At 71.4% G+C, this 16,646-nt stretch carries 14 protein-coding genes and 1 pseudogene; 5 read left to right on the top strand and 10 right to left on the bottom strand.

Features of this window, described 5'->3' with window-relative positions; translation table 11 throughout:
- The first annotated feature begins 126 nt into the window (after nucleotides 1-126).
- Both SL103_RS19370 and SL103_RS19365 read left to right on the top strand, forming a co-directional pair.
- Nucleotides 127-2,166 (top strand): bifunctional polysaccharide deacetylase/glycosyltransferase family 2 protein, encoded by a 2,040-nt coding sequence (locus SL103_RS19370; protein WP_432215403.1) that lies wholly within the window; start codon nucleotides 127-129, stop codon nucleotides 2,164-2,166.
- A gap of 35 nt (nucleotides 2,167-2,201) precedes the next feature.
- Nucleotides 2,202-3,326, top strand: coding sequence for an LCP family protein (locus SL103_RS19365; RefSeq protein ID WP_164492863.1), 1,125 nt, complete (start codon nucleotides 2,202-2,204; stop codon nucleotides 3,324-3,326).
- Nucleotides 3,327-3,405: 79 nt separating this feature from the next.
- Here SL103_RS19365 and SL103_RS19360 read toward each other — a convergent pair whose 3' ends face one another.
- On the bottom strand, nucleotides 3,406-4,470 hold the full coding sequence (locus SL103_RS19360; protein WP_069570235.1) for an NAD(+)/NADH kinase: 1,065 nt from the start codon (nucleotides 4,468-4,470) through the stop codon (nucleotides 3,406-3,408).
- A gap of 297 nt (nucleotides 4,471-4,767) precedes the next feature.
- Nucleotides 4,768-5,649 (bottom strand): SDR family oxidoreductase, encoded by an 882-nt coding sequence (locus SL103_RS19355; protein ID WP_069570234.1) that lies wholly within the window; start codon nucleotides 5,647-5,649, stop codon nucleotides 4,768-4,770.
- A gap of 87 nt (nucleotides 5,650-5,736) precedes the next feature.
- Between SL103_RS19355 and SL103_RS19350 the strand changes: the two genes are divergently transcribed.
- Entirely contained in the window at nucleotides 5,737-6,315 is a 579-nt protein-coding gene (locus tag SL103_RS19350; protein WP_069570233.1) for a TetR/AcrR family transcriptional regulator, read from the top strand.
- Nucleotides 6,316-6,399: 84 nt separating this feature from the next.
- Here SL103_RS19350 and SL103_RS19345 read toward each other — a convergent pair whose 3' ends face one another.
- From SL103_RS19345 to SL103_RS19330, 5 genes are all read right to left on the bottom strand, one after another.
- Nucleotides 6,400-9,894 (bottom strand): M48 family metalloprotease, encoded by a 3,495-nt coding sequence (locus SL103_RS19345; RefSeq protein WP_164492862.1) that lies wholly within the window; start codon nucleotides 9,892-9,894, stop codon nucleotides 6,400-6,402.
- A 346-nt stretch (nucleotides 9,895-10,240) separates the two neighbouring features.
- A complete protein-coding gene (locus SL103_RS37975) occupies nucleotides 10,241-10,537 on the bottom strand; it encodes a hypothetical protein (RefSeq protein ID WP_164492861.1) in 297 nt (98 codons plus the stop codon).
- A gap of 27 nt (nucleotides 10,538-10,564) precedes the next feature.
- Nucleotides 10,565-10,972: a hypothetical protein gene (locus SL103_RS38380; protein ID WP_079145854.1), complete on the bottom strand. Its 408-nt coding sequence runs from the start codon at nucleotides 10,970-10,972 to the stop codon at nucleotides 10,565-10,567.
- Nucleotides 10,973-11,578: 606 nt separating this feature from the next.
- Nucleotides 11,579-11,938, bottom strand: coding sequence for a nuclear transport factor 2 family protein (locus tag SL103_RS19335; protein ID WP_069570231.1), 360 nt, complete (start codon nucleotides 11,936-11,938; stop codon nucleotides 11,579-11,581).
- A gap of 22 nt (nucleotides 11,939-11,960) precedes the next feature.
- Complete coding sequence (locus SL103_RS19330; RefSeq protein WP_069570230.1) at nucleotides 11,961-12,746, bottom strand: SDR family oxidoreductase; 786 nt, start codon at nucleotides 12,744-12,746, stop codon at nucleotides 11,961-11,963.
- A 99-nt stretch (nucleotides 12,747-12,845) separates the two neighbouring features.
- Between SL103_RS19330 and SL103_RS19325 the strand changes: the two genes are divergently transcribed.
- Nucleotides 12,846-13,424: a winged helix-turn-helix transcriptional regulator gene (locus SL103_RS19325; protein WP_244303969.1), complete on the top strand. Its 579-nt coding sequence runs from the start codon at nucleotides 12,846-12,848 to the stop codon at nucleotides 13,422-13,424.
- 397 nt (nucleotides 13,425-13,821) lie between these two features.
- Here SL103_RS19325 and SL103_RS19320 read toward each other — a convergent pair whose 3' ends face one another.
- Complete coding sequence (locus SL103_RS19320; protein WP_069570228.1) at nucleotides 13,822-14,307, bottom strand: hypothetical protein; 486 nt, start codon at nucleotides 14,305-14,307, stop codon at nucleotides 13,822-13,824.
- 403 nt (nucleotides 14,308-14,710) lie between these two features.
- Between SL103_RS19320 and SL103_RS19315 the strand changes: the two genes are divergently transcribed.
- A complete protein-coding gene (locus SL103_RS19315) occupies nucleotides 14,711-15,364 on the top strand; it encodes a hypothetical protein (protein WP_164492860.1) in 654 nt (217 codons plus the stop codon).
- A 109-nt stretch (nucleotides 15,365-15,473) separates the two neighbouring features.
- Here SL103_RS19315 and SL103_RS19310 read toward each other — a convergent pair whose 3' ends face one another.
- On the bottom strand, nucleotides 15,474-15,755 hold the full coding sequence (locus SL103_RS19310) for a hypothetical protein (RefSeq protein WP_069570226.1): 282 nt from the start codon (nucleotides 15,753-15,755) through the stop codon (nucleotides 15,474-15,476).
- A gap of 498 nt (nucleotides 15,756-16,253) precedes the next feature.
- A pseudogene (locus tag SL103_RS39275) lies at nucleotides 16,254-16,487 on the bottom strand (chaplin); the annotation flags it as partial.
- Nucleotides 16,488-16,646: the final 159 nt, after the last annotated feature.

The raw sequence follows: 16,646 nt of genomic DNA, 5'->3' as shown, positions 1-16,646 counted from the left end.
TGCCGTACGGGCGCGGGCGGGCAACGCCCCGCACGTGGCACGACTCCTCGACAGAAAGGGCTCACCGTGGCGTTGTCGGAACAGGGGCGGCACGCACTGCGTCACCCCCCACGCTGGCACTGGTTACTGCTGCTCTTGATCCTCCCCATAGTCGCCGTCTCCCTCCTCTTCGAGGGCTGGACCACCCACGAGGTGGACGGCGCCCGCACGCGCCGGGCCTGCACCAGCCCCATACCCCGGTCGGCGGACAACGGGGCCCCGGTCCTCCGCGTCACCGGTGCCGGCGCCGAAACCGTGCAGATGCCGCTCCGGACCGCCGCGCTGACCTTCGACGGCGGACCCGACCCGGTATGGACCCCGCGCATCCTCGACCTGCTGCGCGCGCGCCACGCACACGCCACCTTCTTCCTCTACGGAACCCAGGCGGCGCGTCACCCGGACCTGGTCCGCCGGATCCACGACGAGGGCCACGAGATCGGCTCGTACACCTACACCGGAGGGGACCTGGGCAGCGCCTCAGCGGTCCGCTCCCAGCTGGAACTCTCCCTCACCCAGACCGCCCTGGCCGGCGCGGCATCCGTCAACACCCGGCTGCTGCGCCTGCCGCACACCACCACCGCCGACACGATGTGCGGGGGCGAATGGTCGGCCGCACGACGCGCCTCCGACGACGGCTACCTCCTCGTCGCCGCCACCGCCCGCTCCCGCAAGCCCCCGCTGGGCGTCGTACGGCAGTACAGCCACAGCGCCCTGGGCTACCAGGAGGCGACGAAGCTGCTCGACGATCCCGAGGTGGGCCGCTTCACCACCGTCACCAGCGGCCTCGGCCGCCCCTCGCTCACCGCGCCGGCGTCCCTGCTCCAGCGCCTCCAGGGAAACGCCCTGATCTGGACGCAGTCCCTCGGGCACCGCTTCGCGCGCTCGATGACCTGGGCGCTGGGCATCGCGGGCGGGCTGGGCATCCTCCGGCTCGTACTCCTCGCCTGCCTCGCCCGCGTGCATGTGCGACGCCAGCGCAGGCACCGGTCCGGGGCGCCCTGGCTCCGCGAGGTGAACGATCCGGTGACGGTGCTGGTCCCCGCGCACAACGAAGAGGCGGGGGTCGAGGCCACCTTGCGCTCACTGCTCGCCTCCACCCACCGCGACCTGCAGATCATCGTCATCGACGACGGCTCGACGGACCGCACCGCGGAGATCGCCCGCGGGGTCGGCGACCCGCGGGTGACCGTGGTGCAACAGCCCAACTCCGGCAAGCCCGGGGCCCTCGGCACGGGCTTGAGCTACGCGCGTTGCGACATCATCGTCATGATCGACGCCGACACGGTCTTCGAACCGGACGCCCTCCACCGGCTCATCCAGCCCCTCGCCGACCCGACGATCGGCGCGGTCAGCGGAAACACCAAGGTGGGCAACCGCAGCCGCCTGCTGGGCAGATGGCAGCACCTGGAGTACGTCCTCGGCTTCAACCTGGACCGTCGCATGTTCGAGGTGCTCGAATGCATGCCGACGGTGCCCGGAGCCATCGGCGCGTTCCGCCGGGACGCGCTGACGGCCATCGGCGGCATCAGCGACGACACCCTCGCCGAGGACACCGACCTCACCATGGCGCTGTGGCGGGTGGGCCGGCGCGTCGTCTACGAGGAGCGGGCCGTCGCCTGGACCGAAGTGCCCAGCACCTTCAGCCAGTTGTGGCGGCAGCGCTACCGCTGGTGCTACGGCACGCTCCAGTCGATGTGGAAGCACCGCCACGCCGTGTTCGAAGTCGGACCGGCCGGCCGCTTCGGCCGCCGCGGGCTGACCTACCTCGCCCTGTTCCAGATCGTCCTGCCGCTGTTCGCGCCGGTCGTCGACGTCTTCGCCCTGTACGGCGTGTGCTTCGGCGACACCGGGCAGGCCGTCGGGGTCTGGCTGGCCTTCCTCGCCGTCCAGCTGGTCACCGCGGCGTACGCGCTGCGGCTGGACCACGAGAGGCTGCGCGACCTGTGGGCCCTGCCCCTCCAGCTGTTCGTATACCGGCAGCTGCTGTACCTCGTGGTCATCCAGTCCGTGGTCACCGCCCTGCTCGGCACCCGACTGAAATGGCACCGCATGCACCGCTCCGGCACCGCCAACCAGCACCTGCTCCGGGAACCCGCCCCGCAGCCGAGCGGCCTGGCGTCCAAGTGACCGGGCCGACCGAACGGACCGAGGAGAGTGAAGCAATGAGTGACCCGCTCGGCCCGCGGACCGGTGCGCCGGGACCGGTACTGATGGCCGGCCACGAGGTGACCGAACGCGCAGCGGGTGAGGTTTCCGCCGACCGGGCCCCGGGCTCCCGGGGCCACCGTTCCCGGCGGAAACGGCCGCTGCGGCGGATCGCCGTCACGCTGCTCGTCCTGCTCCTGGCCGTCCCCGCCGGTGCCTTCGCCTGGGCCGACGGCAAGCTCAACAGCACGGTCGACCTCGGTGGCACGCCGGAGGAGCGCCACCGGACCGGCAAGGGCACCAACTACCTCCTCGTCGGCTCCGACAGCCGGGCCGGGCTGACCGACCGGGAGAAGCACGACCTGCACACCGGATCGGCCGGCGGCCGCCGTACGGACTCGATGATCCTGCTGCACACCGGCGCGGGCGGTACCACGATGGTGAGTCTGCCGCGGGACTCGTGGCTGACCGTCCCGGCGTACACCAGCCCCATGACCGGGAAGCGCCACGCCCCGGCGAAGAACAAACTCAACGCCGCGTTCGCGCTCGGCGGTCCGAAGATGCTGGTGAACACCATCGAGCACAACACCGGCCTGACCATCGACCACTACGTGGAGGTCGGCTTCGCCGGCTTCGTCAATCTCGTCGACGCGGTCGGCGGCGTCCCGATCTGCCTCGAACGGGCCCTGAAGGACGAGAAGTCGGGGGCCGACCTCAAGAAGGGCTGTCAGACCCTCGACGGCACCGCGGCGCTCGCCTTCGTCCGCCAGCGCCACCAGGAGAAGGCGGGCGACCTGGGGCGCACCCGCAACCAGCAGAAGTTCCTCTCCGCCCTCGCCCACCGGGCGGCGACACCGGGCACGCTGCTCGACCCGATCGCGCTGTACTCCGTGCTCAACGCCGGACTGGACACGCTCGTGGTCGACCGGGACACCGGTCTGCTGGATCTCAGCTCGCTGTTCGAGGCGGTCCGCGGGGTCACCGCCGGGCACGGCAAGCAGCTCAACGTCCCGGTGGCCGCCATCGGCATCCCCACCTCCAAGGGCAGCGCGGTGCTCTGGGACCGGGGGCGGGCCGGGCGCCTGTTCAGCGCGCTCCACGACGACCGCCCGGTGCCCGTACAGGACGGCCCGCGCCGGTGACGGCGGGACGGCACCTGCGGGGCGGGCCGGTGCCGGTGCCGGTGAGGACGCTCGGTGCGGGTGGCGGACGCGTCGGGGGTCAGTCGGCGTCCACGGCCAGCGACGGCAGGCGCAGATGCGCGAGGTCGTCGGGGGCCCGGGTGGTGTGCGGCCACAACGGCGTGACGACGGTGTCGGCCGCGGCGGGGGCGTCGGTCAGCCGCATCCGCTCCCGCAGCCTGCCGTAGAAGTCGGTCGGCGTGAGTCGTGCGACGCGCAGCCGCTGGGGCGCCGCGTAGACGCCGATCCAGTCACCCGGGTCCAGCACGCCGCGCAGCTGGCCGTCCACGCTCACCGCGGCGCGGCCGGAGTGCTCCAGGACGCGCAGGGCGACCGGCTCGTCCGGGGCGACCACCACCGAGCGGTTGAAGGTCATGTGCGGGGCGACGGGCGTGAAGACGAGAGCGTCGGCCGCGGGCGAGACCACCGGGCCGCCCGCCGCGAAGCTGTAGGCGGTGGACCCGGTGGGCGTCGCGACCAGCACGGCGTCGGCGGAGTACGAGGCGAGCAGCCGGCCGCCGAGATACACCCCGAGGGATACCTGCCGGTCGCGGGCCAGCTTCTCCACGGTGATGTCGTTGAGCGCCGTCACGTTCAGCGCCACCCCCCAGTCCTGGGCGACGGCGCACTCGGGGCGCACCAGCGGAGGGGGGAGCGCCGGCCCCCGGCCGTAGCGCAGCAGGGCCTCCATCCCCTCGGGGAGTTCCAGCGGCCGGGACGCCCGCATCGTCAGCATCATGCGGCTCTCCACCCCCACCTGCCCGCGGTGGACGGCGTCCAGCGCCGTTCCGACGTCGCCGGCCGGGACCTCGGTCAGGAAGCCGAGGGTGCCCAGGTCCACCCCCAGGACCAGCGCGTCGTTCTGCGCGGCCAGCCGCGCCCCGCGGAGGAAGGTGCCGTCACCGCCGAGCGTGACGATCAGGTCGGGGTCGCCGGCGGCCTCGACCTCCTCCCGCGCGTCCCGCCGCTGCTCCTCCTGGCTCCACACGTCGATGGCGCAGCAGCCGACGCCCTGATGTCTGCACCACCTCCGTACGACCTCGGCAGCCGTCACGGCGGCGGCCCGGCCCTCGTGGACGACCAGGCCCACCCGTTGCACGCTCACCCAGCGTCCTCTCCCTCGGGCGGACCGTTCACGGCGGTCCGACGGGGTACGAACCGGACCGGATCGGAGGGGATCGGGCCGGTGAATGCGCCCAGTATGGCGGTATTCGACCGCATTTCGGCGCACCGTCGGGCGGATGCGTTCCGCCCGGGGCCGCCGGTCCCGGTACCGGGGGGCGCGCATCCAACTGTCGCCGGTTCCCCGAGGAGACCAGCCCGCTGGTGACCTCGCGTGACCATCGCGGGGATGGCGAGGCAGTGTCGGCAGTGGTGCGTACGCGGGCCTCCCGTTCGCCGGTCAGGGTCGGATGTTCTCCAGGTCCTCCAGGAGACCGGGGTGTTTCGGCTCCCAGCCGAGGGTCTGCCGGGTACGGTCGCTGGACGAGGGCTGGTCGGTCGCGAAGATCGAGGCGAGAGGGCCGTACGTCTGCGACGGCACCGACTCGACCGGCAGGCCCAGCCGTCGGCCGATGACCGCGGCGATGTCCCGCACCTGGTCTCCCTCGTCGGCCACGGCGTGCCAGACGCTGCCGGCTTCTGCCTGTTCCAGGGCGAGTCGGAGGAGGACTGCCGCGTCGAGCGCGTGGACGGCCGGCCAGCGCTGGGTGCCGTCGCCCGGGTAGCCGGACACCCCGGTCCGGCGTGCGAGGTCGGTCAGCAGGCCGGCGAACCCGCCCTCGCCCTGGTTGTGGACCGTGCGCGGCAGGCGTACGGCCGTGCTCCGGACCCCGCGCGCGGCAAGGTCCAGGACCGCCGTGACCGTGCGGCCGCGACCGCCGACCGGTCCGTCGGTCGGCACCGGGTCGGCCTCGGTGGAGGCGCGGCCCGGGGCCTGGGGCGTACCCGAGACGGTCACGAAGGGGCGGTTGCTGCCGACGAGTTCCTCGCCGAGGGCCGCGAGGGCGGCGCTCTCCTCGGCGATGTTCCTCGCGAGGGCCTCGGGGCTGCTGAAGTCATTGCCGAACGCCAGGTGGACGACCCCGTCGGCCTGAGTGGCGCCGGCTCGGAGGACGTCCAGATCGGCGAGGGCGCCGCGGAGCGGCTCGGCGCCGGCCGCCTCGGCGGCGCGTGCGGACGCGTCGGAACGGGCGAGTGCGAGGACGGTGTGGCCGTTGCCGAGCAGTTCGGCGACGACGGTGGACCCGATCAGACCGGTGGCACCGGTGACGAAGACACGCATGGAAATCCTCCCCCAAGTGATGGGACTCTTGTCCCGTCGCACGCTACCAGGTGACGGGACAAGAGTCCCCTCACATATGCTGGCCCCATGGGTAGGTGGGAACCAGGCGCACGCGAACGCCTCGTCGTGGCCGCATGCGACCTGTTCACCGAGCAGGGATACGACGCCACGACGGTCACGCAGATCGCCGAGCGTGCCGGGGTCACCAAGAGCACCTTCTTCCGGCACTTCCCCGACAAGCGCGAGCTGCTGGTGGCCGGTCAGGAGACGCTGAGCCGGCTGCTGGCCGAGGGGATCGCCGAGGCTCCCGGCCACGCCACCCCGCTACAGGCGGTCGCCGCCGGTCTTGAGCGCGCGTCGAGCGCGATGGGCGCCATGAACCGCGAGCTCGCCCCGCGCGTGAAGGCGGCCGTCGCAGCCAGCGCCGAGCTGCAGGAGCGTGACGCCCTCAAGACCGTCAGCCTCGCCGCCGCGATGACGACCGCCCTGGTCGCCCGCGGCCTGCCCGACCCCACCGCGGCCCTCGCCAGCGAGCTGGGCGTCCTCGCCTTCAAGCGCGGGTTCGCCGCATGGTCCGAGGGCGACCGCGACGGCACAGACGAACTCGCCGCATACGTCCTGGCGGCCCTGGACGAGCTGCGTACGGCGAGCGCATCGCTGGGCTGATCGAACAAATCCCCCCGCTCCTCGGCTGGTTGCACGATCTGACACAGATGTATCGGCTCCCGAGAGGTCGCTTCAGCCGTGCCGTCACTCCAGGATTCCGGCGCGCTTGACGAGGTTCCGGTTGCGGACGCTCATGGCGCCCATGGATTCCACGGCGTCGGTGAATTCGTTGAGGGCGGTGGCGAGAAGGTGGCCACTGCCGGGAAGGTGGCTCCTGGCACGGTCCAGGGCGCGGTCGCAGTGTGCGGCGCCGCGGACCGCGTAGGTCTGGGCGCGGCGCCAGAAGCTCTGGGACCGGGGGTCGGGAACGGGAAAGTACCGGGCGGCGTCGTGGGCGAAGCGGCGGAACTGCGCGCATTGGGCGCGGGTGCGGGACTCGTCGATGGCGTGCGGGTTCCGGACGAGCGCGCCGAGCCCGCGGTTGACGGCCAGGAAGCGGCGTTCCAGGCGGAGCCCGCCGTACACCTCCCAGGAGTACACCTGCAGGGCGCGGGTCCTGGGGGACGGGGCGACGGCGGTCCGGTCCTGTCCGGGTGCGGAGTCGCGCACCGTTGAGCGGCTCACGGCGGGGTTGAACAGGTCGGTCACGGTGACGGCCAGCGCCGCGGCGCACAGCACGCCCACGCACAGGCGGCGAGCCAGCAGGTGGTCCCGAACGGGCTGCCACCGCCCCGGAACCGAGGCCAGGGCCGTACGGGGCCGGCGGGCGGTGAGCCCCCGGTGCAGGACGCTCACCACGGCGGCCGCGCAAGCGGCGACGAGCGCGGCGACGACGGGGATGGGGCCCATGATGAGGTGGAAGCCGCGGAGTACGGAGGCGCGGGGGTGGAGTGAACAGGTTGACTGCAGGGTGTTGAGCGGCGTGACGCAGCCGTCCAGGGAGGCGAGCACGAACGCGCCGGCGAAACCTGCCAGCACCGTGGTCTGGGCGGCGATGAGGGCGCACAGCAGCCGGTAGCGGTCGGTCAGGGCCGCTGCGGCGGCTGCGGCGGCGGTCGCCGCAGCGAGCAGGAGCATCAGCACCCAGGCCAAATAGATCCACAGGTGCAGGAGGCCGCGTCCGGCGGGCGACGGCTGCCAGGTGTGCATGTACGCCATCACCACCGCGACGGCGACGGTGGCCAGCGCCGCGCCCAGCAGGCCGGGCAGCAGTACCCGGCGCAGTGGCGGAAGCAGCGATGCCTGAGGAGGCGCGGTGCCACGGTCCGCGGCGGGGCGCAGTGCCCAGGCCGCCAGTGGCAGCAGCCACAGAGCCGCGACCGCGGTCAGGGAAAGCGCCCAGTGGTTCAGGTCCGTCATCTCGATCCACACGGCGGACATCCCGTCCACGATGCCGTGCTGCTCCGCGACCTGCCCGGGCGGCAGACCATGGACCAGCAGGGCACGCATCTCCGCGACCGAGGGCCACCCCTCGCGCGCGTAGGTCACGCCGAACCCCTGCCACCAGGCGAACCACGACGTCAGCACCACCGCACCGGCCACCGACCCCAGCAACAGCAGCGGCCGGACACGCCCTGGCCGCGCCCCGGTCCACAGCCGGGCGCACTGGGCGGTCCACCAGCTGAAGGCGACACCGGCGGCGAACGGGAACAGCAGCATCACGGGGTTGCCGGACAGCCAGGTGTTGATGCCGGACTGGTAGGCCACCAGTTCCCCGGTGGTCATCCCGGCGCCCAGCCACAACCCGGCGCGTACACCGGAAGGTTCGCGCCGCGCGGTGAGCACGGCGTGCGCGACCGCCCGCCACAGGGCGACCCCGGCCACCCCGGCCACCAGCGCGGCCGTCACCGCCCAAGACGCCTCGTCCAGCAACGGGATACGGCGCGACCCGTTGTAGACCCACACCTGGGCGTTTATCACCGGGGCGGCCACGCCGGTGAGGAACATCGGCAGCGCCCGTACGCCGAACAGCTCCGCGGGATCGTCCAGCGCCTCCCGGCGCAGGTCCCACCGCGGATGGGTGCGCAACAGCTCCGCGAAGGACGCCCGTAGCCGCCGCACCCCGCGGCGTGGCACAGCAACCGCGCCGGGGCCGGCCGCGTGGACCGCCCAGTGGTGCGGGGCCGCACCCCAGCGCACCGCGGTCAGGTCGGCGTGGACCTCCCGGCTGCGCAGCACATCCGCCCGCGCGAGGTGGACCAGCAGCACCAGCACGGCCGCAAGGCCGAGCAGCCGGACCAGGAGCGGCCAGAAGCTGTCGATCCCCGCCATCGTCTCGGGCGACAGCGGCGCACGCACCTTCAGGTCGAACAGCGCCATCCACACCGCCAGAGTGAGCATCAGCGCCACATACGGCAGCAGCACCAGGCCGAGGAATGCCCGCCACAGCGCCACGGTGAGGTAGGTGAGGGTGACATCGCCATTGCGGATATGCGCGAACTCGTGCAGCAGCACCGCGCGGAAGCCCTCCGGATCGGTACGCGCGCGCACCAGCAGACCGCCGTGCAGACACACCACCGGCTGCCTGTTGCTGCCGAACACCACCGCACCGGCCGAGGCCGCCGCCGGGTCGACGACCACTCGCGGCACCCGTTCCAGTCCCGCCGCCGTGGCCAGTTCCCTCAACGCACCCCGTACCGCGCCGTCGCCGTCCACCGCCTCCAATGGGACGACCCGCCCACGCCGCGCCCTCCAGGCCGGGATCGCCCACACCAGGACCGCGGCCACGACCACCATGAGAACCGGCCACGCCTCGGACACCCACCAGGGCGAGGTGCCCCGCGGCTCGTAGCGGGCCAGGCACTCCCGGTAGGCGCTGGTGTCCGCCTGCGGGATCGCCCCGCCGATACGGGACGGGTCTCCCCCCGCGGCGAATGTGCAGCCGTCCGCGCTGCCCGTGCGCGAGGTCGAAGACCCCGCCCTGAGCCCGGAACCCAGGGTCATCATCATCATCGAGGCGCTGCTCACCATGATCAGCACCACCAGCAGGATGAAGCGCAGCGTGGTGCCCGAGGGCATCGACCGCTCGTCCACGCGCGGCGGGGTGCGGTGTCCGGTGGCCGCCACGATCACGGCCTCTCCCGGCCCGCCACCCGCACCGCCGCCGTTCGCATCTCCGCCCGACTCGCCCCGCGGCGCAGGCGGCACCGCTTCCGCGGTGCCCGGCACCAGCCTGGCCACCACCGCGTCGGCGACCGTCTCGGCACGCTCCCGCTCCAGGCCACGCCGGGCCGCCACCTCCAACACCCGCTGCCGCACCTCGACGAGCTGCTCGGGGGTGAGCGGGGGCAACGTCGCCGGTTCCGGCTGTCTGCGCAAGACCCTGCGCAGCAAGCCCCTCGCCCCCCGGAGCGCACCGTTCGCCGCCCGCTCGCCCAGCTGCCGTACGGTCTCGTCCAGCGCCAGCCACACCACCCCCGTCACCAACGCGGCGGCCTCGCCCGCCCCAAAACCCAATGGCTCCCGCCGCTGCCCGCCCCGGTGCCCCAGCCTTCGCACGACCGTGGCATCACCGAACCGCGCCAGCCCCTCCACCACCGGCAGTTCTTCCCGCGCGACCCGGGCCGTCACATCGTGTACGACCTCCCGCACGGTCCCTGCGGTCGTACGCCCCTCGTACGGGACTGCTTCAGGCCCCACACGTCCCCCTACGCCCACGACCCGCCGAACTCCGCCAAGCCCACGCTAGCCCGAACGAGCCCGTCAGCATCAGACCCCCGAGCAGCCGGCCCACCGCCTCGTTGAACAGCGCGACCGCTCCCTCCAAGTGCGCCCACGCCCGACATGGAGGAACATGCGAAACTTCCGCGGCACGGCCAGGTGCTCGACCACGGGACACGGCACCGCGAGGGGGCGCCTCGACCTGATCACCGGTCAAGAACCCCACCGGCAGGGGGTGGACCGTAGCAAGGCCCCGCCCCATGATCGACGATCTTTCACCGAACCCCTGCCCTGCGGACGGTCACCGTGCCGGCCCCGACCGTGATCAATGCTCGGCCTGGCGGATCCATTCGAGCAGGAGGCGTCCGAGCTGGTGGCGGACGAGGTCGGCGAAGGTCCGGGCGAGGTCGCAGGCGTGTGGGATGTCGGGGCAGGCGAGGCGGACTTCGAGCAGTCGTTCCTCCTGGCTTTCGGTCAATGTCTCGCGTGGGCGCACGATCCATGAGGTGATCTTGCGAGGACTCGGGACGCCGTTGGGGCGGCGGTCGCGGGCGGAGACCGGCAACTGGTCGAGGTCGGTGTCGCGGAAGCGGCGTCTACAGGTCGATGGTGTATCGGCCACGGCACGGCCGGTACCCCATCGGCAAGGTCACCAGTGGGTGATGCCCATCGCCTCCGCCGCGCGGCGGATGGCGTCCCAGTGCCACATCGCCATGCCCGCCCGCTTGACCGGAGCACTGGCGTCCAGTGCCCGGAACTCGTCCCGCGATTCGGCCAGGAGGTCGGTGCCGTAATGGACCGCTACGGAACTGGTGCCGTGGATGGGATGAGACTTGGCCGCCCAATAGCTGCCGGCGTGAGCCAGGATGCTCCGGGCTCGGTTGTACGCGCCGGCGTTGATCTGCTTCGGGTTTGCCGACGCACGGGTGTCAAGCTGATAACGCACCTTCGCCGGTCGGTCGGGCTTGGCGTTGGCGGCGACGGCTGGGGAGACGGCTACTGCGAGGGCTGTGGCCGCTACTGCGGCGGCCAGTCCGGTGCGGAGAGCATGCTTCATGGCTGTAAGTCCTAACGCCGGTGGATTATGGCGATCCGAGTTCGCAATGAAGGAGCACTGGCTCACCCGTTCGCGATCATGAGGACGCCGGGCTTCGTCGGAGCGGTTCTATCCGGGGGCGAATTCCGGCCACTCCCGTACACCAGGCTCCGAGGAAGCACCGGCTCGAACGCCTCGCCACGAACATCGCCCGTCCCTGCCGCTGGGGACCATGATGACTGGGTGACCCTCCACCCTTGAGTCCGCTTCCCCCGAGGGACCGACCGCGGCGACCGCCCGGCCCGGGCCGACTGCCTTACGGGCACGGGGAGAAGGCGAACCGAGCGTGGCAACTCCACTGAGTGCGGACGGGTTTCTGTCCGCACCGAAACACGCGGGCCTTGGCGTGGTCGACGTCGGGAACTGAAACTCCTCACCCTGTGCTGAGGATGTCCCCGGAGTTGCTCGCCTTGATTCCTCAGGTGTGCAAGTGCTGATCTGCGGGTGGATGCAGAACTTGAGGGCTGGCTCTTGGTCGGGTGGCTGGATGGGTACGAGGGCTGGGACGGGGCGGTGTGGGGTGGGTGGGTTCTCTCCTGGGCGGTAACAGGTGGTGTGGGGGCGGGCTCAGGGTTCGATGGCGAGGTGTTCGATGAGGTCGTCGCGCAGGGTGAACCGATAGCGGAGATCGATGGCGCCGCCGGGGAAGTTGCCTTCGAGGTGGTGTGTGGCGATGTAGTGGGCCGTGTCGGTCTCCTGAGCGTTCGTGAGGCGGATGGTGTAGGTGAACTCGGTGGCGGATCGGTCCAGCCACTGCTCAATCGCGGCGCTGCCCTGGTAGGTGTTGCCGTCGTCGATCACTGTGGCGTCGTCGGTGAACGTCGTGACCGCGGTGGCGGTGTCGTGGGCGCGGTGCGCCGTGAGGTAGCGGGTGATCACCTCGGGCAGGTCGTCCGGGGTGATGGTCCGGGGTTGGTTGTCGTGCATGACGCTCCTGGTGGTGGCGGGTTCAGACGGTGGGGGTGGTGCCGCCGTCGATGACGTGTTCGGCGCCGACGATGGCCGAGGCGCGGTCGGAAACGAGGAAGGCGACGAGCTCGGCAACTTCCTCGGGCTGGTTGGGACGGCCGAGCGGGATGCCTCCCAGGGAGTCCATGAGGCGGCCCAGCGCCGCTTCCTGGGCGATTCCGGCGTCGTGGGCGATCCGGGCGACGAGGTTGTCGGCGGCCGAGGTCTGGACGAAGCCGGGTGAGACGGTGTTGACGCGGACGCCGTGGGGGGCGACCTCGTTGGCCAGTCCTTTGCTGTAGGTCGTCAGGGCCGCTTTGGCGGCGGCGTAGGCCAGGGTGCCGTTCCACAGCGGCATGCGGCGCTGGATCGAGGTGACGTGCACGATCGCGCCCTTGCCGTTGGCGAGCATGTGCGGTAGGAGTGCGCGGTCCAGGCGGACGGCGGCCAGCAGGTTCGTGTTCAGCTCCTTTGCCCAGTCGTCCTCGCCGAGCGCGGCGAATCCTCCTGCCGGGGCCTCGGAGCCGCCGAGGGTGTTGACCAGGATGTCGACTCCTCCCACGCGGGCGTCCACCTCGGAGGCGACGTGGGCGGCGCCTCCGACGGTGGACAGGTCGGCGGCGATGAAGGTCTTCTCCTCGACGTCGTCGGGGCGGCTGCGAGCGGTGACCAGCACGGTCGCACCGGCCTGGGTCAGGCGTCGGGCGATGGCGGCTCCGGTGCCCTTGGTGCCGCCGGTGACCAGAGCGCGTCGGCCTTCGAGGGATTCGCTGATGGATGTGGTCACGTTGTGCTCCGTTCCCGGGCGCGGGTATACGAGGCGCCGCTCCTCTCTCGACTGCTAAAATAGAAGCTGATAACTTCGATTTTAGCAGTAACTGGGAGGATGGTCGCCGTGGCAAGCCGGATCAGGCTGGAGGATCGAGAGTGCCCGCTGTCCACGACGGTGGAACACGTCGGCGAGTGGTGGACTCTGCTGATCCTCCACGACGCCTTCGACGGCTACACCCGCTTCGACCAGTTCCAGGAGAGCCTGGGCATCTCCTCCAGCATGCTCACCACCCGGCTGAAGACCCTGGTCGCGGACGGTCTGCTGGAGCGCCGGCCCTACCGGACCAGCCCCGTCCGGCACGAGTACGTCCTGACGGAACTCGGGCGCTCCCTGCGCCCGGTGATCGTCGCCCTGGCCGCGTGGGGCAACTCCCGCCTCACGCCGACGGAGCGCAGCATGATCCTTGTCGACGCGCACAGCGGCGAGGAAGTCGAGCCCGTGGTCGTCGACGCCAAAACCGGCTGCCGACTCGACGACAGCGCCGCCTACGTCTTCACCGCGGGCCCCGCAGCCAGCGACGCGATGCGCAGCCGCTACGCGGCACGGCCGGCCATGCCCGCGGAAGAGGCGAAAGTAGGCCCGGAAGATTCTCGTACAGCCTTGAGCAGGGCCGCGAGCACGGGCTGCGCCTGACCAGCCTCGCGGCACCGGCTTGTCGCCGGCGTGATACCTGCCAACCCTCCCCAGCCGTTGAGAACTGGATCAAGTGAGGCGAGGAGCAACACCGGTCGTTTCCGAGAATCCCCCTCAGGGGTCGGTCTCGGCAGCCCAACTCGTCCATGGGGTGGCGGCCGTGCAGTGTCTGGCACGGGCCAGCAGGTCTTCGCGGGTCACCTCCCGCAGATGGTCGTAGCGGTTCGACCACGCCAGCAGTGCTGGGCGGGCCCGGTTGAGGTAGAGCCGGGCCGTGGCCTGCTGCCGGGGCAGGCTGCGGGGGCCGCCGTCGCGCGGAACTCGGGTCCAGTGTTCGGCTTCCGCAGCGATGCCGGGGGCAATGCCTTCCAGGCGCTCAGCGAGCCACGTGCCGGGCTCAGCCCTGGTGGTAGACGGTCACCGGCCAGTCGGCCTTCCAGTTGCCGTCGCCGAACTGCAGGTTGACCGCACACCTGCCGGTGTCGCCGTCGCAGTTCAGGCTGTTCGCCGGTACGGGAGCAGCGAGCCGCGCCCCGTCGGCGGACCGGAGTGCCGGGTGGAAGACGGTGGCGGGCCAGCTGGCAAGCCACCTCCCGTCGCCGAACCGCAGGCCGGCCACGCACTGTCCGGTGTCGCCGTCACAGGACAGGCTCGTCGCCGGCACGGGAGCGCGGTACGCGGACCGGGCCGCCTGGTGGTAGACGTTCGCGCTCCAGCCGGCCTTCCAGTTGCCGTCACCGAAGCGGAGGCCGGCCGTGCACGTGAAGGTGTCGCCGTCGCAGTGGAGCGCGGTCACGGGAACCGGGGCGGCCGAAGCCGGAGCGGCCCCTCCGAGACCCAGGGCCCCGAGGGCGGCGCAGATGCCGGCGATGGTGCGTCGCATAGCCGTGTCCTTCCGTCAGGGGCGCGAGCGCGCCCGGTCACGGAGAAGGATTTGCCGATCCCCGGCGGCACCGCGCCCTCATGTGCCCGCCTTCACGGGAAGGCGTGAGCGCCCGTACTGACGACCGGAACCGCGCCGTCGCCCCTCCGGAAGCACCGGTGGTGAACAGCGCGTTCGTGGTGTTCCGAGGCTGCTGGAGGGGGCGCGGGGCATCGAGGCCACGGCGTTCGTGGACCATGCCACGGGCACAAGTCCCCTTCGCCCATGCGGTTGTCGGCGACCCGGGCGCCGCCGCGCGCGCCCGCGCGGTGGGGTCGGCCGGTGGCCCCGTGGGTAGCCTTCCGGGTTCACGCCGCTGTCGACGAGACACTGCCCGGTCCGGCCCCCTCCCCAGGTGGAACCTATGATCAACCGTTGCGTCAGTGGCAAGAACGGGGAGAAGACAGTGAGTCCCAAGAACTGGATACGTACGGCAGCGACGGTGGCGCTGGTGGTCTTCGCGGCCAGTGCCTGCGGGCAGGACGATCCGCCGCTGACCAAGGGCACACCGGTGCCCAACCCCAAGCCCGCGGCGCAGCAGAAGACCGCGCCCCCGCATCGCGAACCCAGCGACAAGGCGCCGGTGCTGGAGAAGATCAAGTACGACCTGGAGAACCGGGTTCTGGCGATGGGCGGCATGATCGCCCGGCCGACCAGCAGCACCTGCGACACCGCCGAGGTCGGCGACCAGCCGCAGACCTTCACCTGCACGGTGTCGTACCTGGGCGTCCAGGTGCCCTTCCGCGTGGCGACGAAGGGCGGCTCCTTCCTGGTGCAGTACACCGCCACGCCCACCAAGGGCGGTGTGATCACCAGGGAAGGCGTACAGGCCCGGGCGTGGAAGCAGTACGGCACCCTCGGCGGGAAGACGCGCGACTCCCTGCGCTGCGACGAGATTCCCACCGTGCGCCTCGTCCCCGTCGACAGGCCCAGCGGATACCGCTGCTACGTGGGCGAAGGCGGCCTCAAGGGCACCTACGACGTGATCATCGGCAGCAACGGCATGAGCCTGCGCTAGGGCTCGGCCGCGACGGAAACGGGACGGGCCCGGAGCTGCTGCTCCGGGCCCGCCCGTGGTCATCCCCCGTTGCACGATCCGGTTTCGGGGCCCGGATCGAGCGTGTGGATCAGCGGTTGGTCCACAGGACCCACTGAAGGGCGCCGTTGGCGCACTGGAATTCCTCCCAGTGGTGCCGCTGCACCCCGTCCTGCCCCGCCTCCACGCAACCGCCGTGGGTCCAGTACTTGCCGCGGAGCACCCAACCGGGAGGCGCGTCGGCGGCGTTGTCCTGGTCGGCGACCTGGTGCGGTGCCCGGGCGGGGGCGGCGGTGGCCTGGGTGGTTCCCAGGCCCACGGTCCCCACGAGCGCCACGGCCGCCAGAAGACCGGCTGCGATTCGGTTGCGCATCTTTCTCAGCTCCCCGTGTTGTCGACTGCCTTGCAGGTGTCGCTTGCCTTGCACCCTCCACACGCGCGGGAAGCCGTCCTCGTATGACACCCGCCTATGTGATGCGCGTCACAGTGGTCCGTGAACGTCCTTCATCGGTAGGCCGGTTCGCGCCCCCGGCCCGACGGGCCGCGCGGAACCCGCGCGTGCGAAAGCCCGGGGCCGGGCCGCCTCCTCCGGTGAAGGTGGAAGGGCTGATGGTACGAACGGCCCGGCCCCGGGCCTCGGTGGTGCGAGTGGTTCAGCAGGTGCCCCGGGAGGCGCCGTGGTTGCCGGCGACCCCCCGGGACGGTTCCCGTCTTACGCCATGCCGCCGCCGCCGGTGTGCACGCCACCGGCCGGCTTGTGGTGCTTCTTCTTGTGGTGGACCTTCTTCTTGATGGGCTTGGCGTGGTGGTGCTTGATGTGGACGTGCTTGACGACGTGGTGACGGACGACCACTCGGCGCTCGATGTGGCCGTTGATGCAGGTGTTGCCGAAGGCCGGGTTCAGCAGGCCCACGACATTCACGGTGTTGCCGCACACGTTGAGCGGAATGTGGATCGGGACCTGAATCACATTGCCCGACACCACTCCCGGTGAACCGGCCGCTCCGCCGGCCGCGCCGGCGTCTGCGACCGCGGTCGAACTGCCCGCCAGGGCAGTGCTTGCCGCGATGGCGGCCATAGCGGTCACCCGCGTGATTCGTGACATAACAAACTCCCGATCGATCCAAGCGGCTCACTGCCGCTTCCTGTACGTACCTCCCATCGGCAGATACGGCCACATAGTGAGGGAATTGGCGAAGGTTTCACTCTTTCAGGGTGGAATCCCGACGCGGAGGTGGTTTGAAGCAGCTGAGAGACGGTTGTT

The organism is Streptomyces lydicus, assembly GCF_001729485.1.
In the GTDB taxonomy this organism is placed as follows: Bacteria; Actinomycetota; Actinomycetes; order Streptomycetales; family Streptomycetaceae; genus Streptomyces; species Streptomyces lydicus_D.
The sequence above is the reverse complement of the archived record's forward strand: the minus strand, read 5'-3'. Positions and strand labels throughout refer to the sequence as shown.

Coding starts and splice junctions, on each gene's coding strand:
- SL103_RS19365 (WP_164492863.1), top strand. CDS start 2,202: ATGAGTGACCCGCTCGGCCCGCGGACCGGTGCGCCGGGACCGGTACTG.
- SL103_RS19355 (WP_069570234.1), bottom strand. CDS start 5,649: ATGCGTGTCTTCGTCACCGGTGCCACCGGTCTGATCGGGTCCACCGTC.
- SL103_RS19350 (WP_069570233.1), top strand. CDS start 5,737: ATGGGTAGGTGGGAACCAGGCGCACGCGAACGCCTCGTCGTGGCCGCA.
- SL103_RS38380 (WP_079145854.1), bottom strand. CDS start 10,972: ATGAAGCATGCTCTCCGCACCGGACTGGCCGCCGCAGTAGCGGCCACA.
- SL103_RS19335 (WP_069570231.1), bottom strand. CDS start 11,938: ATGCACGACAACCAACCCCGGACCATCACCCCGGACGACCTGCCCGAG.
- SL103_RS19325 (WP_244303969.1), top strand. CDS start 12,846: ATGGTCGCCGTGGCAAGCCGGATCAGGCTGGAGGATCGAGAGTGCCCG.
- SL103_RS19320 (WP_069570228.1), bottom strand. CDS start 14,307: ATGCGACGCACCATCGCCGGCATCTGCGCCGCCCTCGGGGCCCTGGGT.
- SL103_RS19315 (WP_164492860.1), top strand. CDS start 14,711: ATGATCAACCGTTGCGTCAGTGGCAAGAACGGGGAGAAGACAGTGAGT.
- SL103_RS19310 (WP_069570226.1), bottom strand. CDS start 15,755: ATGCGCAACCGAATCGCAGCCGGTCTTCTGGCGGCCGTGGCGCTCGTG.